General features: G+C 33.3%; 10 protein-coding genes. All 10 read right to left on the reverse strand.

The features are described 5' to 3' along the window. Nucleotides 1-166: 166 nt before the first annotated feature. Complete coding sequence (locus tag EHE19_RS18900) at nucleotides 167-8,719, reverse strand: type I polyketide synthase (protein WP_137698779.1); 8,553 nt, start codon at nucleotides 8,717-8,719, stop codon at nucleotides 167-169. Nucleotides 8,720-8,804: 85 nt separating this feature from the next. Continuing rightward, nucleotides 8,805-10,292: a class I adenylate-forming enzyme family protein gene (locus EHE19_RS18905; protein WP_137698778.1), complete on the reverse strand. Its 1,488-nt coding sequence runs from the start codon at nucleotides 10,290-10,292 to the stop codon at nucleotides 8,805-8,807. Between the two features lie 78 nt (nucleotides 10,293-10,370). After that, a complete protein-coding gene (locus EHE19_RS18910) occupies nucleotides 10,371-11,411 on the reverse strand; it encodes a 3-oxoacyl-ACP synthase III family protein (RefSeq protein WP_137698777.1) in 1,041 nt (346 codons plus the stop codon). Nucleotides 11,412-11,441: 30 nt separating this feature from the next. After that, nucleotides 11,442-11,690 (reverse strand): acyl carrier protein, encoded by a 249-nt coding sequence (locus EHE19_RS18915; RefSeq protein WP_137698776.1) that lies wholly within the window; start codon nucleotides 11,688-11,690, stop codon nucleotides 11,442-11,444. Nucleotides 11,691-11,760: 70 nt separating this feature from the next. Next, nucleotides 11,761-12,804, reverse strand: coding sequence for a 3-oxoacyl-ACP synthase III family protein (locus EHE19_RS18920; protein ID WP_137698775.1), 1,044 nt, complete (start codon nucleotides 12,802-12,804; stop codon nucleotides 11,761-11,763). 639 nt (nucleotides 12,805-13,443) lie between these two features. Continuing rightward, nucleotides 13,444-14,310, reverse strand: coding sequence for a dTDP-4-dehydrorhamnose reductase family protein (locus EHE19_RS18925; protein WP_137698774.1), 867 nt, complete (start codon nucleotides 14,308-14,310; stop codon nucleotides 13,444-13,446). A 3-nt stretch (nucleotides 14,311-14,313) separates the two neighbouring features. Beyond that, nucleotides 14,314-15,525, reverse strand: coding sequence for a non-hydrolyzing UDP-N-acetylglucosamine 2-epimerase (gene wecB, locus EHE19_RS18930; protein ID WP_190530518.1), 1,212 nt, complete (start codon nucleotides 15,523-15,525; stop codon nucleotides 14,314-14,316). Between the two features lie 126 nt (nucleotides 15,526-15,651). Then, complete coding sequence (locus EHE19_RS18935; RefSeq protein ID WP_137698772.1) at nucleotides 15,652-16,671, reverse strand: polysaccharide biosynthesis protein; 1,020 nt, start codon at nucleotides 16,669-16,671, stop codon at nucleotides 15,652-15,654. 81 nt (nucleotides 16,672-16,752) lie between these two features. After that, nucleotides 16,753-17,826, reverse strand: a complete 1,074-nt coding sequence (locus tag EHE19_RS18940) for an FkbM family methyltransferase (protein WP_137698771.1) — start codon at nucleotides 17,824-17,826, stop codon at nucleotides 16,753-16,755. 21 nt (nucleotides 17,827-17,847) lie between these two features. Beyond that, complete coding sequence (locus tag EHE19_RS18945) at nucleotides 17,848-18,855, reverse strand: glycosyltransferase family 2 protein (protein WP_137698770.1); 1,008 nt, start codon at nucleotides 18,853-18,855, stop codon at nucleotides 17,848-17,850. Nucleotides 18,856-19,055 lie beyond the last annotated feature (200 nt).

Below are 19,055 nucleotides of genomic sequence, written 5' to 3' on the forward strand. Positions count from 1 at the left end.
CATTTTATCAACTGCAAAGTTTGAGTTAATAAGGCAATACCCTCTATGCTTTATCATCCCTCTGTACTTAACTTGTATATTAATTACACTTTATGCTATCCTTTTCATACTTCTTTCTTTTTTTATCTCTATATCACAAGGAGGGTATTGCCTTTTTAATTTATATTTACTGGTTTATGAGTCTGAAGGTTGCATTTCTAGCATAGCTGCAAAGTTCATCCTTATCATCTAATATTGCTATACGATAGGTACGGTACTCTTCATCCTCAGCTACAGCTTCTGCAAAAACCCTGAAGAAACCATCCTGCTTTGGAACCTTAAGAATACCAAACTCCTCAACCTTCCATGGCAAATATATGTTATTTTTCTTTGTAACACAATCCTGAGCAGCCCCTTGATACATCGCATCTATAAAACATGGATTTATAAGCAGCTTGTCAAGAGGATAATTCTTTTCATAGATTTGTTCTGTTGGGAACAACTCTGGGAAAATAACCCCTTTATCGCTATGAAGGAAATTATCTATTTTCCTTAATTCCTCAGTTTCAGCCATCCTCCAGTATAATGGTCCAAGGTTTAAAATCTGATTCCCCGCACTATCCAGCAAAATATCCTTTAGGTCAAGCTTGCTAGTAATACTAAATTCATTATTTTTAACCCATTCCCAATTTAATGGATACATGTCCTCATAATTCTCAACCTTGCCTGATACAAACATTCCCCCATGAGTTATCAAAGTCTCTTTACCAATCTTTTGTGGCTTAAAGAAGGAATGTACTGATATCTTCCAACCATCATTGTCAGGCTGTCCATCAATAAATAATTCCCTGTCCTTGTCATGGAAAAGCTTAAATGGATTTATAAATTCCAAATTACGCAAGCAATAGTTATCCTGTTTACCGGCCTGCAGAGCAAAGTACTCAGTACAAAGTTCCATAATGCAAGCAGCAGGCAATAGCGGAACATTTCTAAGTCTATGTTGATCAATCAATGCATCCTTTCTTACAGAGAAGGTCTTATAGGCTTTAGTTATAACATTTCCTCTTTTCTCAACTCTGTCAATCAGAACTGCATTTTCTAACTCATTAATGAACAATCGTGAATCGGTCAAGTTTTCAAGACCTTCGCTGAGAATAACTTCACAAAGTTCCATTTTACTTTCTAATAATTTAATAAAGCCATCTACGCCAGCCTTTGTATTAATAAGCTTTATTCCTAGCTTTGAAGCATTTTGCTTAAGGTATTCATTTCTTGCTGCTATTCCAATATCCTTCCAGCCAGACCAAACAATACTCACTGTCTTAATATCCGGTTTTCTTGTTTTTAATGATTTTGCTAAAACATTTAAGAAACTGTTTGCAGCGCAATAATCAAGCTGTGCTTCATTACCAAACCGACCTGATATGGAGGAAAATAGTACAACCTCTTTTAATTCCTCCGAGTCACAGAATTTTAGTAAATTGCAGGCGCCTAATACTTTTGTATCAAATACTTCCTCAAACTCTTTAGTAGATTTCTGTCTAATAAAGTGGCTTCTATCAATACCTGCTCCATGAATTAAGCAATTAACCGCACCATGCTTCTTAACAGCTTTGTCAACTGCTTTCTTTACAGACTTTTCGTTTCCTACATCACAGCTAATATAAATAATACTATTACCTGATACTTTAAGTGTTTTTAGCATATTATGAATCTCTATAGCTTTTGTCAGTTTTTCAAATTCAGTCTGAATAAGTATAGGTGTAACCCTTTTATGTTTTTTAGCCAGCTTTTCTTGTATTTCAGTCTTCTTTTTGAATAATTGCTGTTCATCTAACCTAGCTAATTCATCTATATCACTTGGCAGTTCTGTTCTGCCTAGTATTGTAAAACATCCTTTATATTTCTTTGTAAGCTCTTTAGTTATTTCCGCTGTTATACCTAATGCTCCGCCTGTTATTAAAAAATGTCTATTATCGATTATTTCTGTTGATAATAGTTGATTCTCATTAAGCTCGCCTATTCTTACAACCATTCTCTTATTAGAGTTATAGGCAATTTCATAGTCAAATCCAGCTGTCTCAATTTCATTTATTATACATGTTGCCATTTCATCTGTAGAATTTATAAGTTCTCTTTCAAAATCAACTATTTTGATTGTGCAATTAATCCATTCTCTATTCAGCCCTTTATAAAAGCCTGTTATAGCACCAAAAGATGGATCTATGATTTTATAAGCATTATCTAAGTAACCCATTCCTCCATCAATTGATACTGCACATAATATTCTGACAGCTAAAAATTTTATTTGCTGAGCTGCTTCCCTATAGAATATAAATCTAGCCTTTGCACTCAGCTGTAAAATTTCTTTTTGTTCTGCCAGGCTCAAGCTGTGAAAACTAATATCATCACCTAAATGTGAGCAATCAATAATTATATCTATAGGTTTGGCTATATACTCTTTCACAACCTTCTCTAAATCATCCTCTGACATTTGCTTCTCAAATACTAATGTAAATATATCATTAGCCTTCTCTTTGAGACTATTAGCAAGCTTAGTTACGAAACTCTCATTATCTCCAATAATACACACATTTTTGGAACTAATATCAATATCCCTTTCAGGAAGTTCCTGTTCAATTAGTACTGGGACCTGCCAAATAAGCTGAGAAGAATTTTTTTCTTCGTCAGAGTCAGCAGATTCCACTTTTTTTTCATTTGAAGCTACATTATAAAAATAATCAATAAGTTCTTTAACGCTATTTATACCATCTATACTGGCCTTATTTAAAACATTAAGATTAAGACTCTTATTAATATCTGTTACTATTTCTAGTAACTTTTTATCGTCAAGGTCTAAATCCTGTTTTATTTCAATATCAGGAGTAATCATTTCCGTAGGGTATGCGGTATGCTTTGCTACTATTTTAAGAACAACTTCATCAATATTAGTACTTACTTCTTGTATAACAGTTGCTGCCGCTTCCTCATAAGCAACTGCTTGTGGTATATCTTTCGATAATCTTTTATTTAATATCTTCTCCAAAGTATTTATGATATCTTTAATCTTAAGCAGCCCCGATACCTGTGGCCATTCTTCTCTTTTAATATCATACTTTTCAGATAAATTTGAAATAATGGTTGCTTGTTTTACTGTATCAATCCCCAAATCAGCTTCCATTTCCATACTGACATCAAGCATATCAGTAGGATATTTCGATATTTCAGAAATAGTCAATAGGACTTCTGCTTCTAAATTACTCTTTGAAGTGCTGCTAGTATTATTTATAGTATCTGAATCTGCTTGAAATGTATGCTCCTTTGTTTTCTCTGTATTATCAAATTGTCTTGGCAGCTTGGAATATATAAGTTCAACAACCTGACCTATTGTTGGATAATTGGTAACATTTTCTCCATCCTCCCTACGTAGAGCAAACTTCTCCCAAAGAATTGATATGATTGTTGCCTGTTTTACTGTATCAATTCCCAAGTCAGCTTCCATTTCCATATCTAATTCAAGCATGTCTGTTGGATATTTTGATATCTCAGAAATAACTGCTAATACTTCATCTCGAACTTTATCCTTTGAATATATACTTCCAGAATAAGCATCACTTTTGGGAACATTATTTGATTTGTCAATTGCACTTGATTGCTGCTCAAAAGACTCAGTCACAGTATGAGCAGATACATTTTGCAACTTTGAGTACGCTAGATCAATAATGTGACCTATTGTTGGATAATTTGAAATACTATTTCCTTCATCTCTTTCAATTCCAAATTTCTCCCATACCATTGCAAAAATAGTAGCCTGTTTAACTGTATCTATTCCAAGATCAGCTTCCATTTCCATATCTAGATCAAGCATATCCTTAGGATACTTTGTAACCTCTGAAAAAATATCTAAAATACTATCAATAACACTTTTTTTGTCTAGTATTTTTGAACTAATCACAGTACTCTTGTCAGCCTTATCAACGATATCAGAATCCTGTTCAAAATTATTTTTATGTATATTTATAGTGTTTACTTGGTCAATTGCTCCCAAGCCTTCTGCCAAAACTCTTTCGCTAGAAGACTCTATGCTCTTTTGTGACTTAAGCACCAACAAGCGACCATCCTTTGATAAAACTGCATCAGCTGATGTCGCAATCGTTCTAAGCCATTCTTCATATTTAGAAGCATTAATAATTCGGTTTTCACCAACAGCTATTCTCTCTAGTAAATTGTAATTCCCCTGTCCTCCAAAACCTGCTATACATCTGAGAGTATACTTAAACTGGTAATTGCCTCCCTTTGAAAGCTTAAGTCCAGCTAATTCGGGATCTGGAACCAAATAATTTACTATTGGAGGAACCTTCTGGTATTGTAGAGACTTAGCTGCAACAGCCTCTTCAATAGAACCTCCCATTGTATGTCCTGTCATACCTTTCGTATTGCATATAAGAATATCCTTAAATTTACTTCCAAATACTTTTTCCAGAGAAATCTTTTCGGTCTGTGAGCAACCACCCTTTTTAGGTGTATATGTTTCGTGTGAGAAATAAACGGTATTTGGCGCTATCTCATCTCTGCTAAATCCATTTTCCTTCTCCATTTTTGTAATAAACCGCTCCAACTCTTCACTGAATTTTGCAGCATCAATCTTTGTCTGATGTCCAGCCATATTGAATGCATGAGTACCCACAATACGGCATATTCCAGCCATTCCTCGAGCCTCTACCAGTTCTTCTTTTTCTATCACAAGACCTACAGCGCCAGCACCAATTATCATACCATTACGTCTATTATCGAAAGGTACTGCTGCACTATAAAGATCCTCAGAAGTAGTTGCCGCACCTGCAGACAGGAATCCACCACCAAGCCACTTAAGACTTTCCTTTGAAGACGCATTGTCTGCTCCTATAATTATCATTCTTTCAGCACGTCCAGCACGAATCATATCCTCAGCCAACGATATTGCATATGCTGTAGACGAGCATGCAGCGTTTATCTGGAAGTTTGGCCCTGATGCACCAATAAACTGAGCTAAACGATTGTTTGCCTGTGATGCAACTTGGCTCATAAAGTCTGAATTAAAGCTATATATATCCTCTTCTCCAGAACAATCACTAAGCCTTGAGTAATTCAGAGTAAACCAATCAGATAATTGCTTCTTAACATTATAGTCACTGGTATGATTAATTATTTGCCCATAGAAATCAATCATTTCCTGTCTGGATTTTTTCCCGAATTTATATGCAATAAATTTGGATACCTCTTGAATGAAAGGCTCAATCATAGGAAAACCATTAGCAAATATTATTCCTGTGCTCTCTCTCATTTCTTCAGGCAATAAATATCGGCCTTCAAGGATAGAGCCATTTGAAGTTACCTTTGATTCTTTCACCAAAGGTATTCCAGCATCAGCTAATGCTTCGTATCCTGCAGCGACAGCTATACATACTGTCTTTGTCATTTGCTTTTGAATATCGGCATCCACCAAATATTCATCCATATCTATGTTTCCGATTTTACCTGCCAAAGCTATAACTTCATTTATTGAAGATAGTGTCTTGAACTCAGAACCTTGCTCGCTTTTAACAAGTCTAGTAATATTGAGTTCTGCCATACTCAAGCGCTCGTCATCTGTTAATCTTTCAATTAAATTTCTGCCCTCAAAAAGCAAATCAAAGTTATCATCACTAAAAATCTTTTTATATGTACCTGGCAATCCAATTGAAACACCACTATAAACCAACCTTTTAGAAGGTACTAAATTTTCTGGTGCAGTATACACTGATTTATCTGGTACACTATAAGCTACGCTAGCTGTCTTAGCTTCTATATTATTTATATTTTCCGAAATTGGTTCACTAACAGCTTTACTAAATACCTGTGAGTTTTGCGCTTGAGATATTCTGTCAATTGGCGATAGAACCTGAATATGTACACCAGCAGCAAATAATTCACCAATAGCCCTGTTCAAGCACTCTAGGTCATTCTTCTTTTTTAAATTTGTAGTAATAACTTTTATATCCTTCCCAGACAATATATCCTTTGTAAGATTGCTAAGAACTGTACCTGGCCCTATTTCTACAAATAGCCTCACACCATCCTCATAAAGCTTATTTATTGATTCAACAAACCTTACTGGATTAGTTATTTGTTCCTTTAGCAGCTGTGGTATCTTCGCTGTATCACTATTTGCTGGATAATAATCCACCAAATGATTTGCAATAACCTTTGCATTACCGGTCTTAAATTTAATATCCTTAATTTCATTATAGAAGCTGTCTGCAGCACTGTTTATTAAAGGTGAGTGGAAAGCATGAGATACCTTTAGTACAGTGTGTGTTATCTTTTCATTGCTTAACAATTCTACAAGCTTTTTAACTTCTTCTGCATCACCGCCAACTGCAGTCTGAGTAGGTGAATTTATATTGGCAATAAAGATTTCAAGCCCTGATTTTTCGAGCAGACTTTTAACTTCATCCTGTGAACCTTTTATACTAACCATTTTACCGCGCTTGTCTTCTGGAATTGAAGCAAAAGAATAACCTCTTTTACCAACAAGAGTTGCAGCATCCCTGAAGGAAATCATACCACTTGCAGCTAAAGCACTTATCTCACCGAGACTATGACCCACCATATATCCAGCTTCTAAGCCCATATCTTTAAATAGCTTATACATACAATAGCTGCTGATAAAAATTGCAGGATGTGTGTTTTGTGTCTCCTTAATTGTATTATCAATCTTTTCTATATCATCTCCAAATACCATTGAAGAAACAGTATCTTTATAATTGGACTGCCATATTGCATCAAAACTGTCATATACAGATTTGAATGCAGGAAAACTATTGTATAAGTCCTTTTCCATGTTAGCATATTGGGATGCTTGTCCAGGAAATAATATTGCAATATTTTCAGGATTTATCTCTTTACCTGTTCCAAAGCTTATTCCAGCTAGAAGCAATTCTTCTTTATTACCAATGCGGTCACTTTCATATAATTTTATAAAGGTATCCCATCTCTTTTTGAGTTCAGAAATATTACTTGCCATTAGTGAAAGTCTTAAATTTTTGCCATAGCTAACATTAGAGTTATTATTGAAAACCAGCTTACTGAAGCCCTTTTCTATATCTGCTTCTAATATAGAAACAAATTTTTCATATTCATTTTTTAGTAAATCTATTGTATCTGCTGAAAATAAAACAGCCTCTTGTACAATTGCATCTTCCCTATTAATTGTGGTTGTGGCAATACTCTCGTCTCTTTTCTGAATTGAATAAGGAATGTTATAGGATTTACTTACAAATTCTTCTCTATACTCTTCAAGGGAAAGGTGATAGTCTGCACCTCCAAATCCAAAAGCACTTACACTTGCCCTTCTTGGATACTTGCTGTTTGCCTCCCATTGTTTCTTATCTCTTAGTACATAGAAAGGAGAGCCTTCAAGCTTCAGCTTTGGATTTACTTCCTGCACATTTGCAGTAGGAGGTAGTATCTTACTATTCAAGGCTAGTACTGCCTTTAAAACACCAGGTACTCCTGCAGCAGAGCGCAAATGCCCTATATTTGATTTTACTGAACCTATACCACAAAATTCTTTTCTTGTGCACCCTAAGTTATTAAATGCCTTTTTCAAAGCATTTACTTCTGCAGGATCTCCCACTTGGGTTCCCGTACCATGTGCTTCAATCATTTCTATTGTATCAACAGTGTATCCTGCCATTTTAGTAGACATCTCTATAGCTCTTACTTGACCCTCTTCACTAGGTGCTGCTATATATTTGCCCTTACCATCACTGCCTCTTCCATACCCAGAAATAACAGCAAGTATTTTATCTTTATTTTGAATGGCATCGCCAAGACGTTTCAATATAAAAACTCCTGCACCCGCACCAATTACAAATCCATTCGCACGAGAATCAAAAGGATATGAGCCATCGGGTGACAACGCATTTATTCCCGAAAACAGACTTAATCCAGGTGCTAAAACTGAAACATCTGCAGCTCCAGCTATTACTGCATCATATTCCCTGCTTATTAGTCCTTCAACCCCGCATGCAATAGCTGCAAGTGAAGAAGCACATGCTGCATCCACTGTAAATGATGGGCCCCATAAGTCAAAGACATTTGTTAATCGGCCTGCAACAATATTGGGCAAAACTCCAGGAGAGCTATCCTCAGTTATTTGTATAGTACCTTTAAGGAATTCATCCTTTAATTTATTGATGACTTCATTTAATTCATCAGGTGAAAACTTTCCCTGCACAAGAGAATTATTCTTAAGATAGTATTCAATCTCCTGAAAGTTAATTCTTTGAAGGATTTGATCATACTTAATTCCTGGTAATCCATTTCCGAGAATAACTGCGGTATGCTCTTTTGGAAGCGCATTTTCTCCCATTGATTCAAGAGCCTGATCAACACAATATATTGCTGCCATCTGGTTCCTATCCATATGTTCCGCAACAGCTGGAGGAATTTTATGCTTAAAACTTGATTTTGAATATACCTGATGATCTATAAGCCCTGCAATATGAGTATATGTTTTATCCATTTTATCTACTTTTCCATATAACTCAGGGCGAAAAAATATTTCACTATTTATTATTTCATCGGGTATTCTTTTTATAGAAACTTTCTTGTTAAGAATATTATTCCAAAACTGATTTACATCTGCAGCATCAGGGAAAATTCCACCTACTCCTATTACTGCAATTCCGTTATCTGAATATCTATAATTAGACACAGAAATACCCCCCCATTTTCTACTTAGTCAATTTTTTAACAATCTAAGATTTCAATATTTTTGTGGTATTAATTCTATTCTTAGATTAATACTTGGATAATGCATTTTTATCAATTTTGCCAATATTGTTTCTTGGGAACTGCTCTATATATGTAATACTTTTGGGAACTGAAAAACTTGAAAGTTTGCTTGAAACAAACTTTATGAGTTCCCTTTCAGTAAGTGTTTTCTCTGGTTTTAGTACAACAAAGGCTTTTACAACCTCTCCATACATCTCATCTTTCTGACTAATAACAGCTGATTCTGATACAAATGGATGTTGATTTAATACTGACTCTACATCAATAGGTGAAACTTTTATACCAGCGACATTTATAAACTCTGTATTTCTTCCGCATAAGATAAACTCATCGTTACTGTTCTTATAAGCAAAATCGCCTGTATAAAACCATCCGTCCTTTAATTTTTTACTAGTTTCTTCTGGTTTATTCCAATAACCTAACATTACATTAGGTCCCTTTACTCTTATCTCTCCAACCTCGTTTTGACCGAGAGGATTTCCACTCTCATCTACAATTTCTACTGTAGCTACCTTGGTTGTCGGCTTTCCCACATTACCTGGCGTTATTGCAATAGAACTATCTCTGAATATTGTAAGTGTACATGTTTCAGATAATCCATAGCCTTCATTCAGATATATTCCTGTCTTCTCTCCCCATTGTATAGCTGTAGTATGATTTAAAGGCGCTGCCGCAACAAATGCAGCCTTTAGCTTCTTTAGCTGAGGAATTATGGAGTCATATCTAAGCAATTGAGCATAATGAGTAGGAACTCCAAAAAGATGTGTAATCCCTTCACTCTCAATGAGCCTTGCAAGCTTTTGTGGTTGAAAGGATCTCATCATGACAACACATGCACCATATTCCATTGCATCAAACAAAATGTCCACACATCCATATGCATGTGAAAATGGCACAAAACATACCAGCCTGTCGCTTTCTTTAAATGTATATCCTATCTCCTGTTGAATTGCTACATGAGCTTTGCACCTATATACATTATGCATAACTCCTTTTGGTTTAGATGTTGAGCCTGACGTATATAGAATTATTGAAACTTCATCCTCGGAAACATCATGAGGCTCCTGTTCAATCTGTTCAAAATCTATACCATCACATACCATATCCACATCAGTATCATGCATTATGGTAATATCTAAGCCTATTTCTTTTATATCCTTATCATTTTTCATAAAAGTAATTAAGCAAACTGACTTCGAATCCTCTAAATAGTACTGCAATTCAAAAGGCTTAAACATTGGATCTACTATACAGGAAATTATTCCGCAATATTGACAAGCAAGATATGCAATTACAGTCTCTGAACCATTGTACAAGTGAATTGCGATAGTCGATCCCTTTTTAAACCCTCTATCCATCAAGTATTTTGCAAATTTTTTAACAGCAATCTGTAACTCTCTATAGGTGTACCTTCTGCCATTTTCCGAATCCACTATTACTTCATTGTCTAAAAGTTCATTGCTTATATTGAATAGGTAATCACAACAATTCATCTTAACCGCTCCTTCCTATTCTACAAATTTTAATATATGATCTTGCTCTAGATTTTAATTTTCTCTATTTTAGTAATTTTAGTATTTAAATATTACTCCTCCCCCACTAGCACCTGCTCCGTGTGCCATCATTAAAACTGTCATTCCCCTTTTCAGCCTGCCTGAATTAATTAGTTCATCAAGATTAAGAGCACTCATAGCTGAAGCTGTATTTCCTTGTTTATGGAATAGGCTAACACTCTTTTCAAGAGGTATATTAAGAGCTTTTAGCTGTCCTTCCCAAAGCTGAGTGGTCTGGTCAGATGTGGCAACAAAATCTATATCATCAATAGTTAATTTCGAGGATTCCAATAATCGATTTACAGTAACTACTGCAGACTCAATGGCATTTTCATTAAGTATTCTTCCGTTGTCAATTTTCATTCCGAACATATCACTAGATAAACTTTCTTTGGAATTTAACAAAGACAAACCAAGGGGCATATATCCTACTTCGTAATGAGTATTATCTGTCTGAATATAGGAACTGAGAAAATGTTTTTCTTTACTGACGCCTAAAAGCATTGCGGCTATTCCATCTCCCATTAAAAATACAGTACGGGTATCAATTTTATTAAAATCATTAGCTAATGCCCAACTTGTCAGTCCACCACCAAGTATTAAGACATAATCGTCTCCTGAATCTATATAACGTATTGCCATATCCATTGCATGGATAAAACCACTGCATGCAGCCGTCAAATCAAATGCAGGAATGCCATTTTTTGCATTCAGCTTTTTAAGCATTCCTATTGCTGTTGCCGGCACATTGTAATCACCTAATAATTTTGAATAAATAATACGATCAACTTGTTCTATACTAATGTTAGCTCTCTCTAAACATTGTTTAGCTGCAAGAGCTACACAATCAGAAACATCCAAATTTTTATTTTCCCATCTACGTTCACTTATACCTATAGAGTATCTTACTGCTCTATCAGTAGCAATTAAGTTATAGCGTTTGATAATATCCTCATTTGTTACAATATTATCCGGTAAGTAAGAACCTGTTGATAGTATCTTCGAATACCGTGTTACATGCAAATCACTTATCGGTGGATATTTAATAGTTGTTTTCATATTTTACAGCCTCTTTACTATTTATTGAGATTACCCATTTTTATTAATTTGATTATATATTTCTTCTGCCATATTCTTTACTACAAGAAGATCTTCATCTGCTTCAACAATTGGAACAGAAAAACATTCTGAAATACGAAAACTCATCTCAACAATAGCAATAGAATCTGCACCCAAATCATCTATTAAATGGGTGTCTGGAGTAACTTCATCTTCATCTAGCCGAAAATATTCTACTAGAATATCCTTCATTTTTTTGTAAATATCATCTTTCGTCATAACTACTTCCCCCTATTCAATATTAAGCACAACAAACTTCTACTAATGCATTAATATGCAGTAGCTGATGCTAAACTCTATAGATCATACCACCTCCACTAAATCCCTCACCATGTGAGAGCATCAAAATATTCATGCCTGTTTCAATGCGTCCTGTGCTGTATGCTTCATTTAAAAGCAGAGGAAGCATTGCAGACATTGTATTACCATATTTATGTATTAATGAAATGCTCTTATCTTTTTCTACACCTAAAGCATCTAAAGTAATTTCCCAAATAGGCTTATTGTTTTCGGTAACAAGTACAAGATCTATATCACTCATTTTTAGGTTACTTTCTTCAAGAAGGTAATCCCTTACTGTAATAGCTGCAATTTTATAGAACTCTTCGGCAATTTTCCAGTTATCCATATGATAGAAATCATAAAATAGAGAAAAGTCACCCTTTTCAAAGTACTTTTTTGTATACTCGGGTTTTAGTTTTTGTGTAGCAGCAATTTCATAATATGTATGGTTTGTATAAAAATAACTGGCTAGAAAGTGAGGTTCATCGGAAAACTCAAGTAATACTGATGCTGCGCCGTCCCCAAATAGAAATGCAACTCTTGGATCGGTTTTACTGATTAATCTATTACATATTCCTCCTGAAGCAATAAGAACATATTCATCGCCGCTGTTAATATAACGTGTTCCAAGGTCAATGGCATGTAAAAAAGAAGTTACACCACCATCTACATCAAATGATTGAGTCGCATATGAACATCCTAATTTTCTTTGTACCATGCTAGCAGTCATTGGTAATAGGTTGTCCCCAAAAAATTTAGTTGCAATTATCTTTGATAATTTATCAACATGTAAATTTGCCTTAGTCATACAACTTTGAGCAGCACGAGCTAGTATATCCGAATCAACTTCGTGATCATCTGCAACTCTTCGTTGATAAGTGCCAATAGATTTACGAATTACACTGTCTTTCATGGTTAACTTATTAGCATTTATTATGTCATCATTTGTTACAACTTTTTCTGGCAAATATGCAGCAACAGATTTAATTTTGCTGAATTTTCTGAAATACTTCTTTTTGTTCTTTGGAAAGATGAAGTTATCTTGTCTCATAGCGCCTCCAAAATTTATATTAAGGACTGCATATTTACGCCTCAAATATAGCAATATATTTCTTAATTATCCTATTTTAACATATTATTTAACATAATGCATTATTGTATTTATCTAATATACAAAGTTGTTTATGCTAATCAATATAATTTTATACCAAAATATTAATTTTTGTCACTATTTTACTAATAATGAATTTAAAAATCTTTAATTTATTTTTTTACATATTTTAGTGTCGATTTATAAATAAATTTCATTATTATATAAATACATATTCTTCATTCAGTTGATATTTACAATAATTAGTCTAGTAAATGTATTTAATAAAAAAGAGGCTTACAAAACACATATTGAGTTATACCAATTATATGTTTACATAAACCTTCGTTACTATTGTTATTTCATTTTTCTAAACTTACTTATACCAATTTTCAGGCTAAATCAATCTATTTTATCAAGAATCACTTTATGTATACAAAAGGGTTTCTCATTTCTCATAAGTTAATAATTTTACATTTTTTTAATAATTAATGAATTCTTCATTTGTCCAATTATATAATCAAGATTTAAAAACATTCTTACCAAAACACAAATATATTAATGGAAAAAATAATCTTGCTTGCTGTCGTTTAATAAGCCTTATTTAGAATAATGGGTGTAAAAAGTAGGATGAGCTAAAATCCATTTTTTCATTTCAGATATCATTTTACTATAATCTATTACATCATAATCAAAATCACTACGAGTGTTAATTAAGCTCTTGTCTATAAGTTCATTGTGATATTTATCAATACGAACATCATTTTTATTAAAAATATTTTTGATTAGCAAAAGTAGCTCATATTTATTTATGCTCTTTTTAGATACTAAATGATATAACCCTGAAATATCTTTTTCTATAGCCTTTTCTATCGCCTTTGCCAGTTCAATAGTTGTTACACCTGTCCAAATAGAGTTTACATAACCATTAATTATTCCTTTTGATTTCATAAACCAATTAAAAAGTCCAATTCCATCATGATTTATGTCTGGTCCAATAATAGATGTTCTAAAGGTCAAATTACGCCCATCAACTATCTCACCTAAAGCCTTTGTACGGTCATAATATGAATCTCCATCCTTAAAAGCTGTCTCTGTGTAAGAACCTGTCTTACCCGAAAATACGCAATCAGTGCTTAAGTGAATAATTTTGACTTGCGTATTTCTAAACTTATTTTCCAAAAAATGCGGCAGATATGAATTCAGTAAAATGGCTTTGGCCTTATTTGCATCTGCATATTGGTTCAATATACCAATACAGTTTACTATGATATCAAAATCCTCTTTATTTAAAAAAGCTTCAAATGCAGTAAAATCTGTTACATCAAGTACATATGTTTTTTCATTCAGTTTTTTCTTATGTGCAAGATTAAATACCTCATAGGCTCCACTTTCTTCAAAATATGTAGTTATTACATGTCCGGCCATTCCTGTTGAACCTAAGATTAATATCTTTTTCTTGCCCATTTATCACTCCATCCCCCTCCACACAGTTTGAATGATATAATCCCTATAGCTCATAATTATTCTTACTACCTTATCAGATACATTAGTGACATTATAATCATCTACCAAATCTGCACTGAAAACATGTTTTAGTGCAGAAGTTTGCTCGGAACCTGCCTTTTCATATAATAAATTATTCTGATTATTATTAGTAGAAATTTCACTATTTCCATATCCAGTTACAATGTCAATAGACTGTATAACCCTATCTGCTTTTAGTCCAGATAGAATTAGTACACCTTCATCCATGCCTTCAGGTCTCTCATGTGCATTTCTTATAGTAATAGCAGGGAAAGACAGTAGGGACGCCTCTTCTGTAATAGTTCCACTATCTGATATTACACAAAACGCGTTAGTTTGAAGTTTTATATAATCAAAAAAGCCTAAAGGCTTTAACCATTCAATTTGAGGGGCAAAAATTGCTTTATCCTGCAAAGCTACTTTTTTCATGGTTCTTGGATGAGTAGATACAATAATTCTTTTTTTGAATTTATTTGCAATAGCATTTAGCGTTTCAATTAAATTATTAAAATTATCTGCCCAATCAATATTTTCTTCTCTGTGTGCACTAACCACGAAGTATTCTTTAGGTTTTAACTGCATGCTATTTAATATTTCTGATTTATCAATATCATTTTTATAATATTCAAATACTTCCTTCATTGATGACCCGATTTTTATTATGGTCTCACCCTTGATGCCTTCTTGAAGCAAATACCTTCTTGCATGTTCTGATATTGGCATATTGATATCACTTAAATGATCTACTATTTTGCGGTTTATTTCTTCGGGGACTCTATGGTCAAAGCAACGATTACCTGCTTCCATATGGAATATTGGTATCTTTTTACGCTTAGCTGCAATAGCAGACAAGCAGCTATTAGTGTCTCCATATATTAATACAGCATCTGGTTTCTCTGCTTCTAACACGTCATCTGTTTTAATCAGTACATTAGCAATTGTCTCTATTGTTGTTTTTCCTGCACAATTTAAATAATACTGTGGCTTTCTTATTCTCATTTCTTTAAAAAATACTTCATTAAGTTCGTAGTCAAAATTCTGCCCTGTATGTACAAGTATATGATTTGTATAAGTATCAAGCTTATCAATAACTCTGCTTAATTTTATAAGTTCAGGCCGTGTTCCTAATATAGTCATTACTTTCAACATATTTATGTCCATACCTAACATTTAATTCTAATCGAATAAGCTCACAGGCGTGGACTCAATCCCCCCTCGTCTTTAATATAATAATAGTCAGATTTCTTATATTATTAGGAGTTTGTATATCCAGACATTATGTTAACCTTTAAACCTTTTTAACTCTTTTTGGACATAATCTAGACTAAGGAGCAGTTTCTTTAACTCTTCATAGGTTAACCTTCTTGTACTATGAGAATTATAATCCTTAAAATCAGAAGAGATACTTTTTCCACAGCTGATATATTTTTCATAATTCAGTTCCCTGTTATCAGCAGGAATTCTGTAATAGTCTCCCAAATCCTCAGCTATCGCCATTTCTTCCCTCGTCAATAATGCCTCGTATAATTTTTCGCCATGCCTAGTGCCTATAATCTTTATTTCATTTTTTGCATTAAAAATATCCTTTAAAGCAGAAGCCAATTCCAAAATTGTAGCAGCCGGAGCCTTTTGAACAAATATATCTCCTTGTCTTGCGTTTAAAAAAGCATATAGGACTAAATCAATTGCATTTTCTAAAGTCATCATAAACCTTGTCATATTGGGGTCAGTTACAGTAATAGGTGTGCCTTCTACTATTTGTTGTATAAATAATGGAATAACAGATCCTCTTGAGGCCATAACATTGCCATATCTTGTTCCACATAAAATAGTTTCATCATCATTTACATTTCTTGAAGCAGCCACCATAACCTTTTCTAGCATAGCTTTTGACATTCCCATTGCATTAATGGGATAAACAGCTTTATCAGTGCTAAGTACAACAACTTTTTTTACCTTATTTTCAATTGCTGCATTTAAAAGATTATCCGTTCCTAATATATTTGTTTTAATAGCTTCCATTGGATAGAATTCACAAGAAGGCACCTGCTTTAAAGCAGCTGCATGAAAAACATAGTCAACTCCCTTTAAAGTCTTGAATAATGAGTTATAATCTCTAACATCTCCTATGTGAAATTTAACCTTGTCATTATTCAGTTCACGGCGCATGTCATCTTGTTTTTTCTCATCCCTGCTAAAAATTCGTATTTCTTTTATGTCAGTATTAATAAATCTGTTAAGAACGGCATTTCCAAAGGAACCTGTACCCCCTGTGATGAGAAGCGTTTTACCAGTAAACATACAATCTCCCATCTCGCTGATTTACAGCGCATCAAATAATCACAATAAACTCTTTGAAAATAAATATTTCTGTATATTTATCTATATAGCGTAGCAAACAGTTTCATGCAAACCATTTGAATAATGCCTCATATAAATTTTATAAGAAGGAAATAACTTGAGAATTAATAAAGGCAACTCCCATAAGTCAGCAGCTTTATGATAAATTGAGATAGCTAGTTTTGGACAATATCTTGAAATAGTGTCTCTCATTCCATATAGTGCTTCTTCTTCAGCACCTTCGATATCCAGCTTTATATAGGTTGGTTTATTGTCACCAACAACTTCATCAAGCTTTATTAGTGAAATGATATCCTTGCCTGTCTCACAAATAGAAGAAGCGCTGTTACCATTACTATTAAAGCCTATCTCTCCAGTTTTAGAATAAAGACCAGCATTAAATAGTTTAAGAATATTGCTGTCTATGTTTTTTGTAGTTTCTTTTATTTTATTATAATTTAGCAAATCAGGTTCAAAAGCATATATATATCTAAATTTATTATTAGTCTCATCAATAAAAGCAGCTATTGTTTCTCCGTTATATGCTCCTCCATCTACAAAACACTCTTTATCATTTAGTATGAAAATATCATTAGGAAAATACTGATTTTGACTTACAATGCTATTTAAATATGTGAAATCCATAGTAGCCCTATGTTTTAAAATATTACTAAGCACCAATTTTGATAAGTCGTCTGCTAATAGATTAAACACACTCTCAATTTTATTCTGATTTTCTATAAGCAAGGATACATCATAAAAACCCTTTTCACTCATCATTATAGGATAGTATTTAACAGATTTATATCCTAAACCTATAAGCCTATTATAAACTTCCATAGGATTAGGCAAACATATCAGTATAATAGCATCTTCTACGCATACGTCTTCAAGGGCTACAACCTTAATTCCATTTACATATGTACCCTGTTTAGCTTTGTCATCGTCAATAAAATTGCAAATATTACAAGCTTTATCCTTTAGAATATTGCTTGTTATAAATCCTATACCACCAGCACCATACAATACAACATTTCTGCCTTGCAGAGAAGAAATGATATCGTTATATTTTTCAGCTTCTTCTACATTGCACATATCAAAAATATGTTTCACCATTTCTTGTTGTCCCCTCACAATTCATAATAAAAGATTGTTGTAGCTTTTTTCTAATTCCACTAATTCTTTTCTTAAAGTATCTCCTTGAGTTAATCCCTGGCAAATATATACTCTTCCTTCCTCTATAGCAGCACTTACGCATTCTGCCAACTTTTCTTTGGTAATACTGTATTTTATATGCTTAGGTAATGTTTCTAATTTTAAAAAATCTGTTATCTTTTTATAAAAATATGAAGCAATAATATAGTTCTTCAGCTGTTCTCTATTTTCTGAATTTTTCCAATCTATAGCGGGAAAATATATCTCTTCATTGAAATTCTTTATGATGTAGTCATAAACAATAAAGGATGTTTTAATTCTGTGCTCAATATTATGTGAATAGTTATTTTGGTGCAGTCTATAATAAATCAGGCTTTCTTTTATAATGCCATAATCCATACCATTTTTAATAAAGTTAAGTGAATTAATTGTATCGCAGGAATACTCATTATTTCTATAAACACTCCAAGTAATATCCTTTTTTCTAAAAAACTCAAGTCTATATAAGCCGTTCATAGGAATTACTCCAGAACAATTTGTAAATATTCTATAAACCATTTCATTGAGTGTAGGAAGAGAATAATTCCAACGTGAGCGAACAGTATTATTTTCATCAATGATATTAAATTTACAATAGACATAATCTTTATTGGTTTTTTCCAAATAATCTACAAATTTTTTGATAGCATCTTCATTCACATAATCGTCAGAAGCAATCCACTGAAAATACTTACCTCTTGCTTGTTTTATTACTTCCTGTATAGCCTGTGATGGTCCACCGCTGTTTTTCTCATGATAAATGCAGCTTATATTTTTGTGACAATGCTCTAATTCCTTTATTTTATCGACTGAACCATCTGTTGAACAGTCGTCCACAATTATTATTTCTATGTTTTGATAAGACTGGTTCAGATATGAATCAACACATTTTTCTAAGTATTTTAAACAATTGTAATTAATAATCCCAATAGTAACCAATGGCATTAACATAAAACTTCCTCCTGCTTCTTATTTCAAACCCATTATAAAAAACCAATTGTGGTTTATGTGGCTCGAAAATGTACCATGTTCGTACAAACTTTATTTTCAAATTTATCAAGATAAACCAAATAGAAAACTGTCATTATTTGATTGCTTTACCTAAAAAAACTGCTTACAGCTTTTATGTGCGAAGGAAACGATGAATGCAT

The sequence above is a fragment of the Ruminiclostridium herbifermentans genome (assembly GCF_005473905.2).
GTDB lineage: Bacteria > Bacillota > Clostridia > Acetivibrionales > DSM-1351 > Ruminiclostridium > Ruminiclostridium herbifermentans.

What these genes read in the sequence shown, in the direction of transcription:
- EHE19_RS18905 (WP_137698778.1), bottom strand. Translation starts at nt 10,292, where the DNA reads ATGAATTGTTGTGATTACCTATTCAATATAAGCAATGAACTTTTAGAC.
- EHE19_RS18910 (WP_137698777.1), bottom strand. Translation starts at nt 11,411, where the DNA reads ATGAAAACAACTATTAAATATCCACCGATAAGTGATTTGCATGTAACA.
- EHE19_RS18915 (WP_137698776.1), bottom strand. Translation starts at nt 11,690, where the DNA reads ATGACGAAAGATGATATTTACAAAAAAATGAAGGATATTCTAGTAGAA.
- EHE19_RS18920 (WP_137698775.1), bottom strand. Translation starts at nt 12,804, where the DNA reads ATGAGACAAGATAACTTCATCTTTCCAAAGAACAAAAAGAAGTATTTC.
- EHE19_RS18925 (WP_137698774.1), bottom strand. Translation starts at nt 14,310, where the DNA reads ATGGGCAAGAAAAAGATATTAATCTTAGGTTCAACAGGAATGGCCGGA.
- EHE19_RS18935 (WP_137698772.1), bottom strand. Translation starts at nt 16,671, where the DNA reads ATGTTTACTGGTAAAACGCTTCTCATCACAGGGGGTACAGGTTCCTTT.
- EHE19_RS18940 (WP_137698771.1), bottom strand. Translation starts at nt 17,826, where the DNA reads ATGGTGAAACATATTTTTGATATGTGCAATGTAGAAGAAGCTGAAAAA.
- EHE19_RS18945 (WP_137698770.1), bottom strand. Translation starts at nt 18,855, where the DNA reads ATGTTAATGCCATTGGTTACTATTGGGATTATTAATTACAATTGTTTA.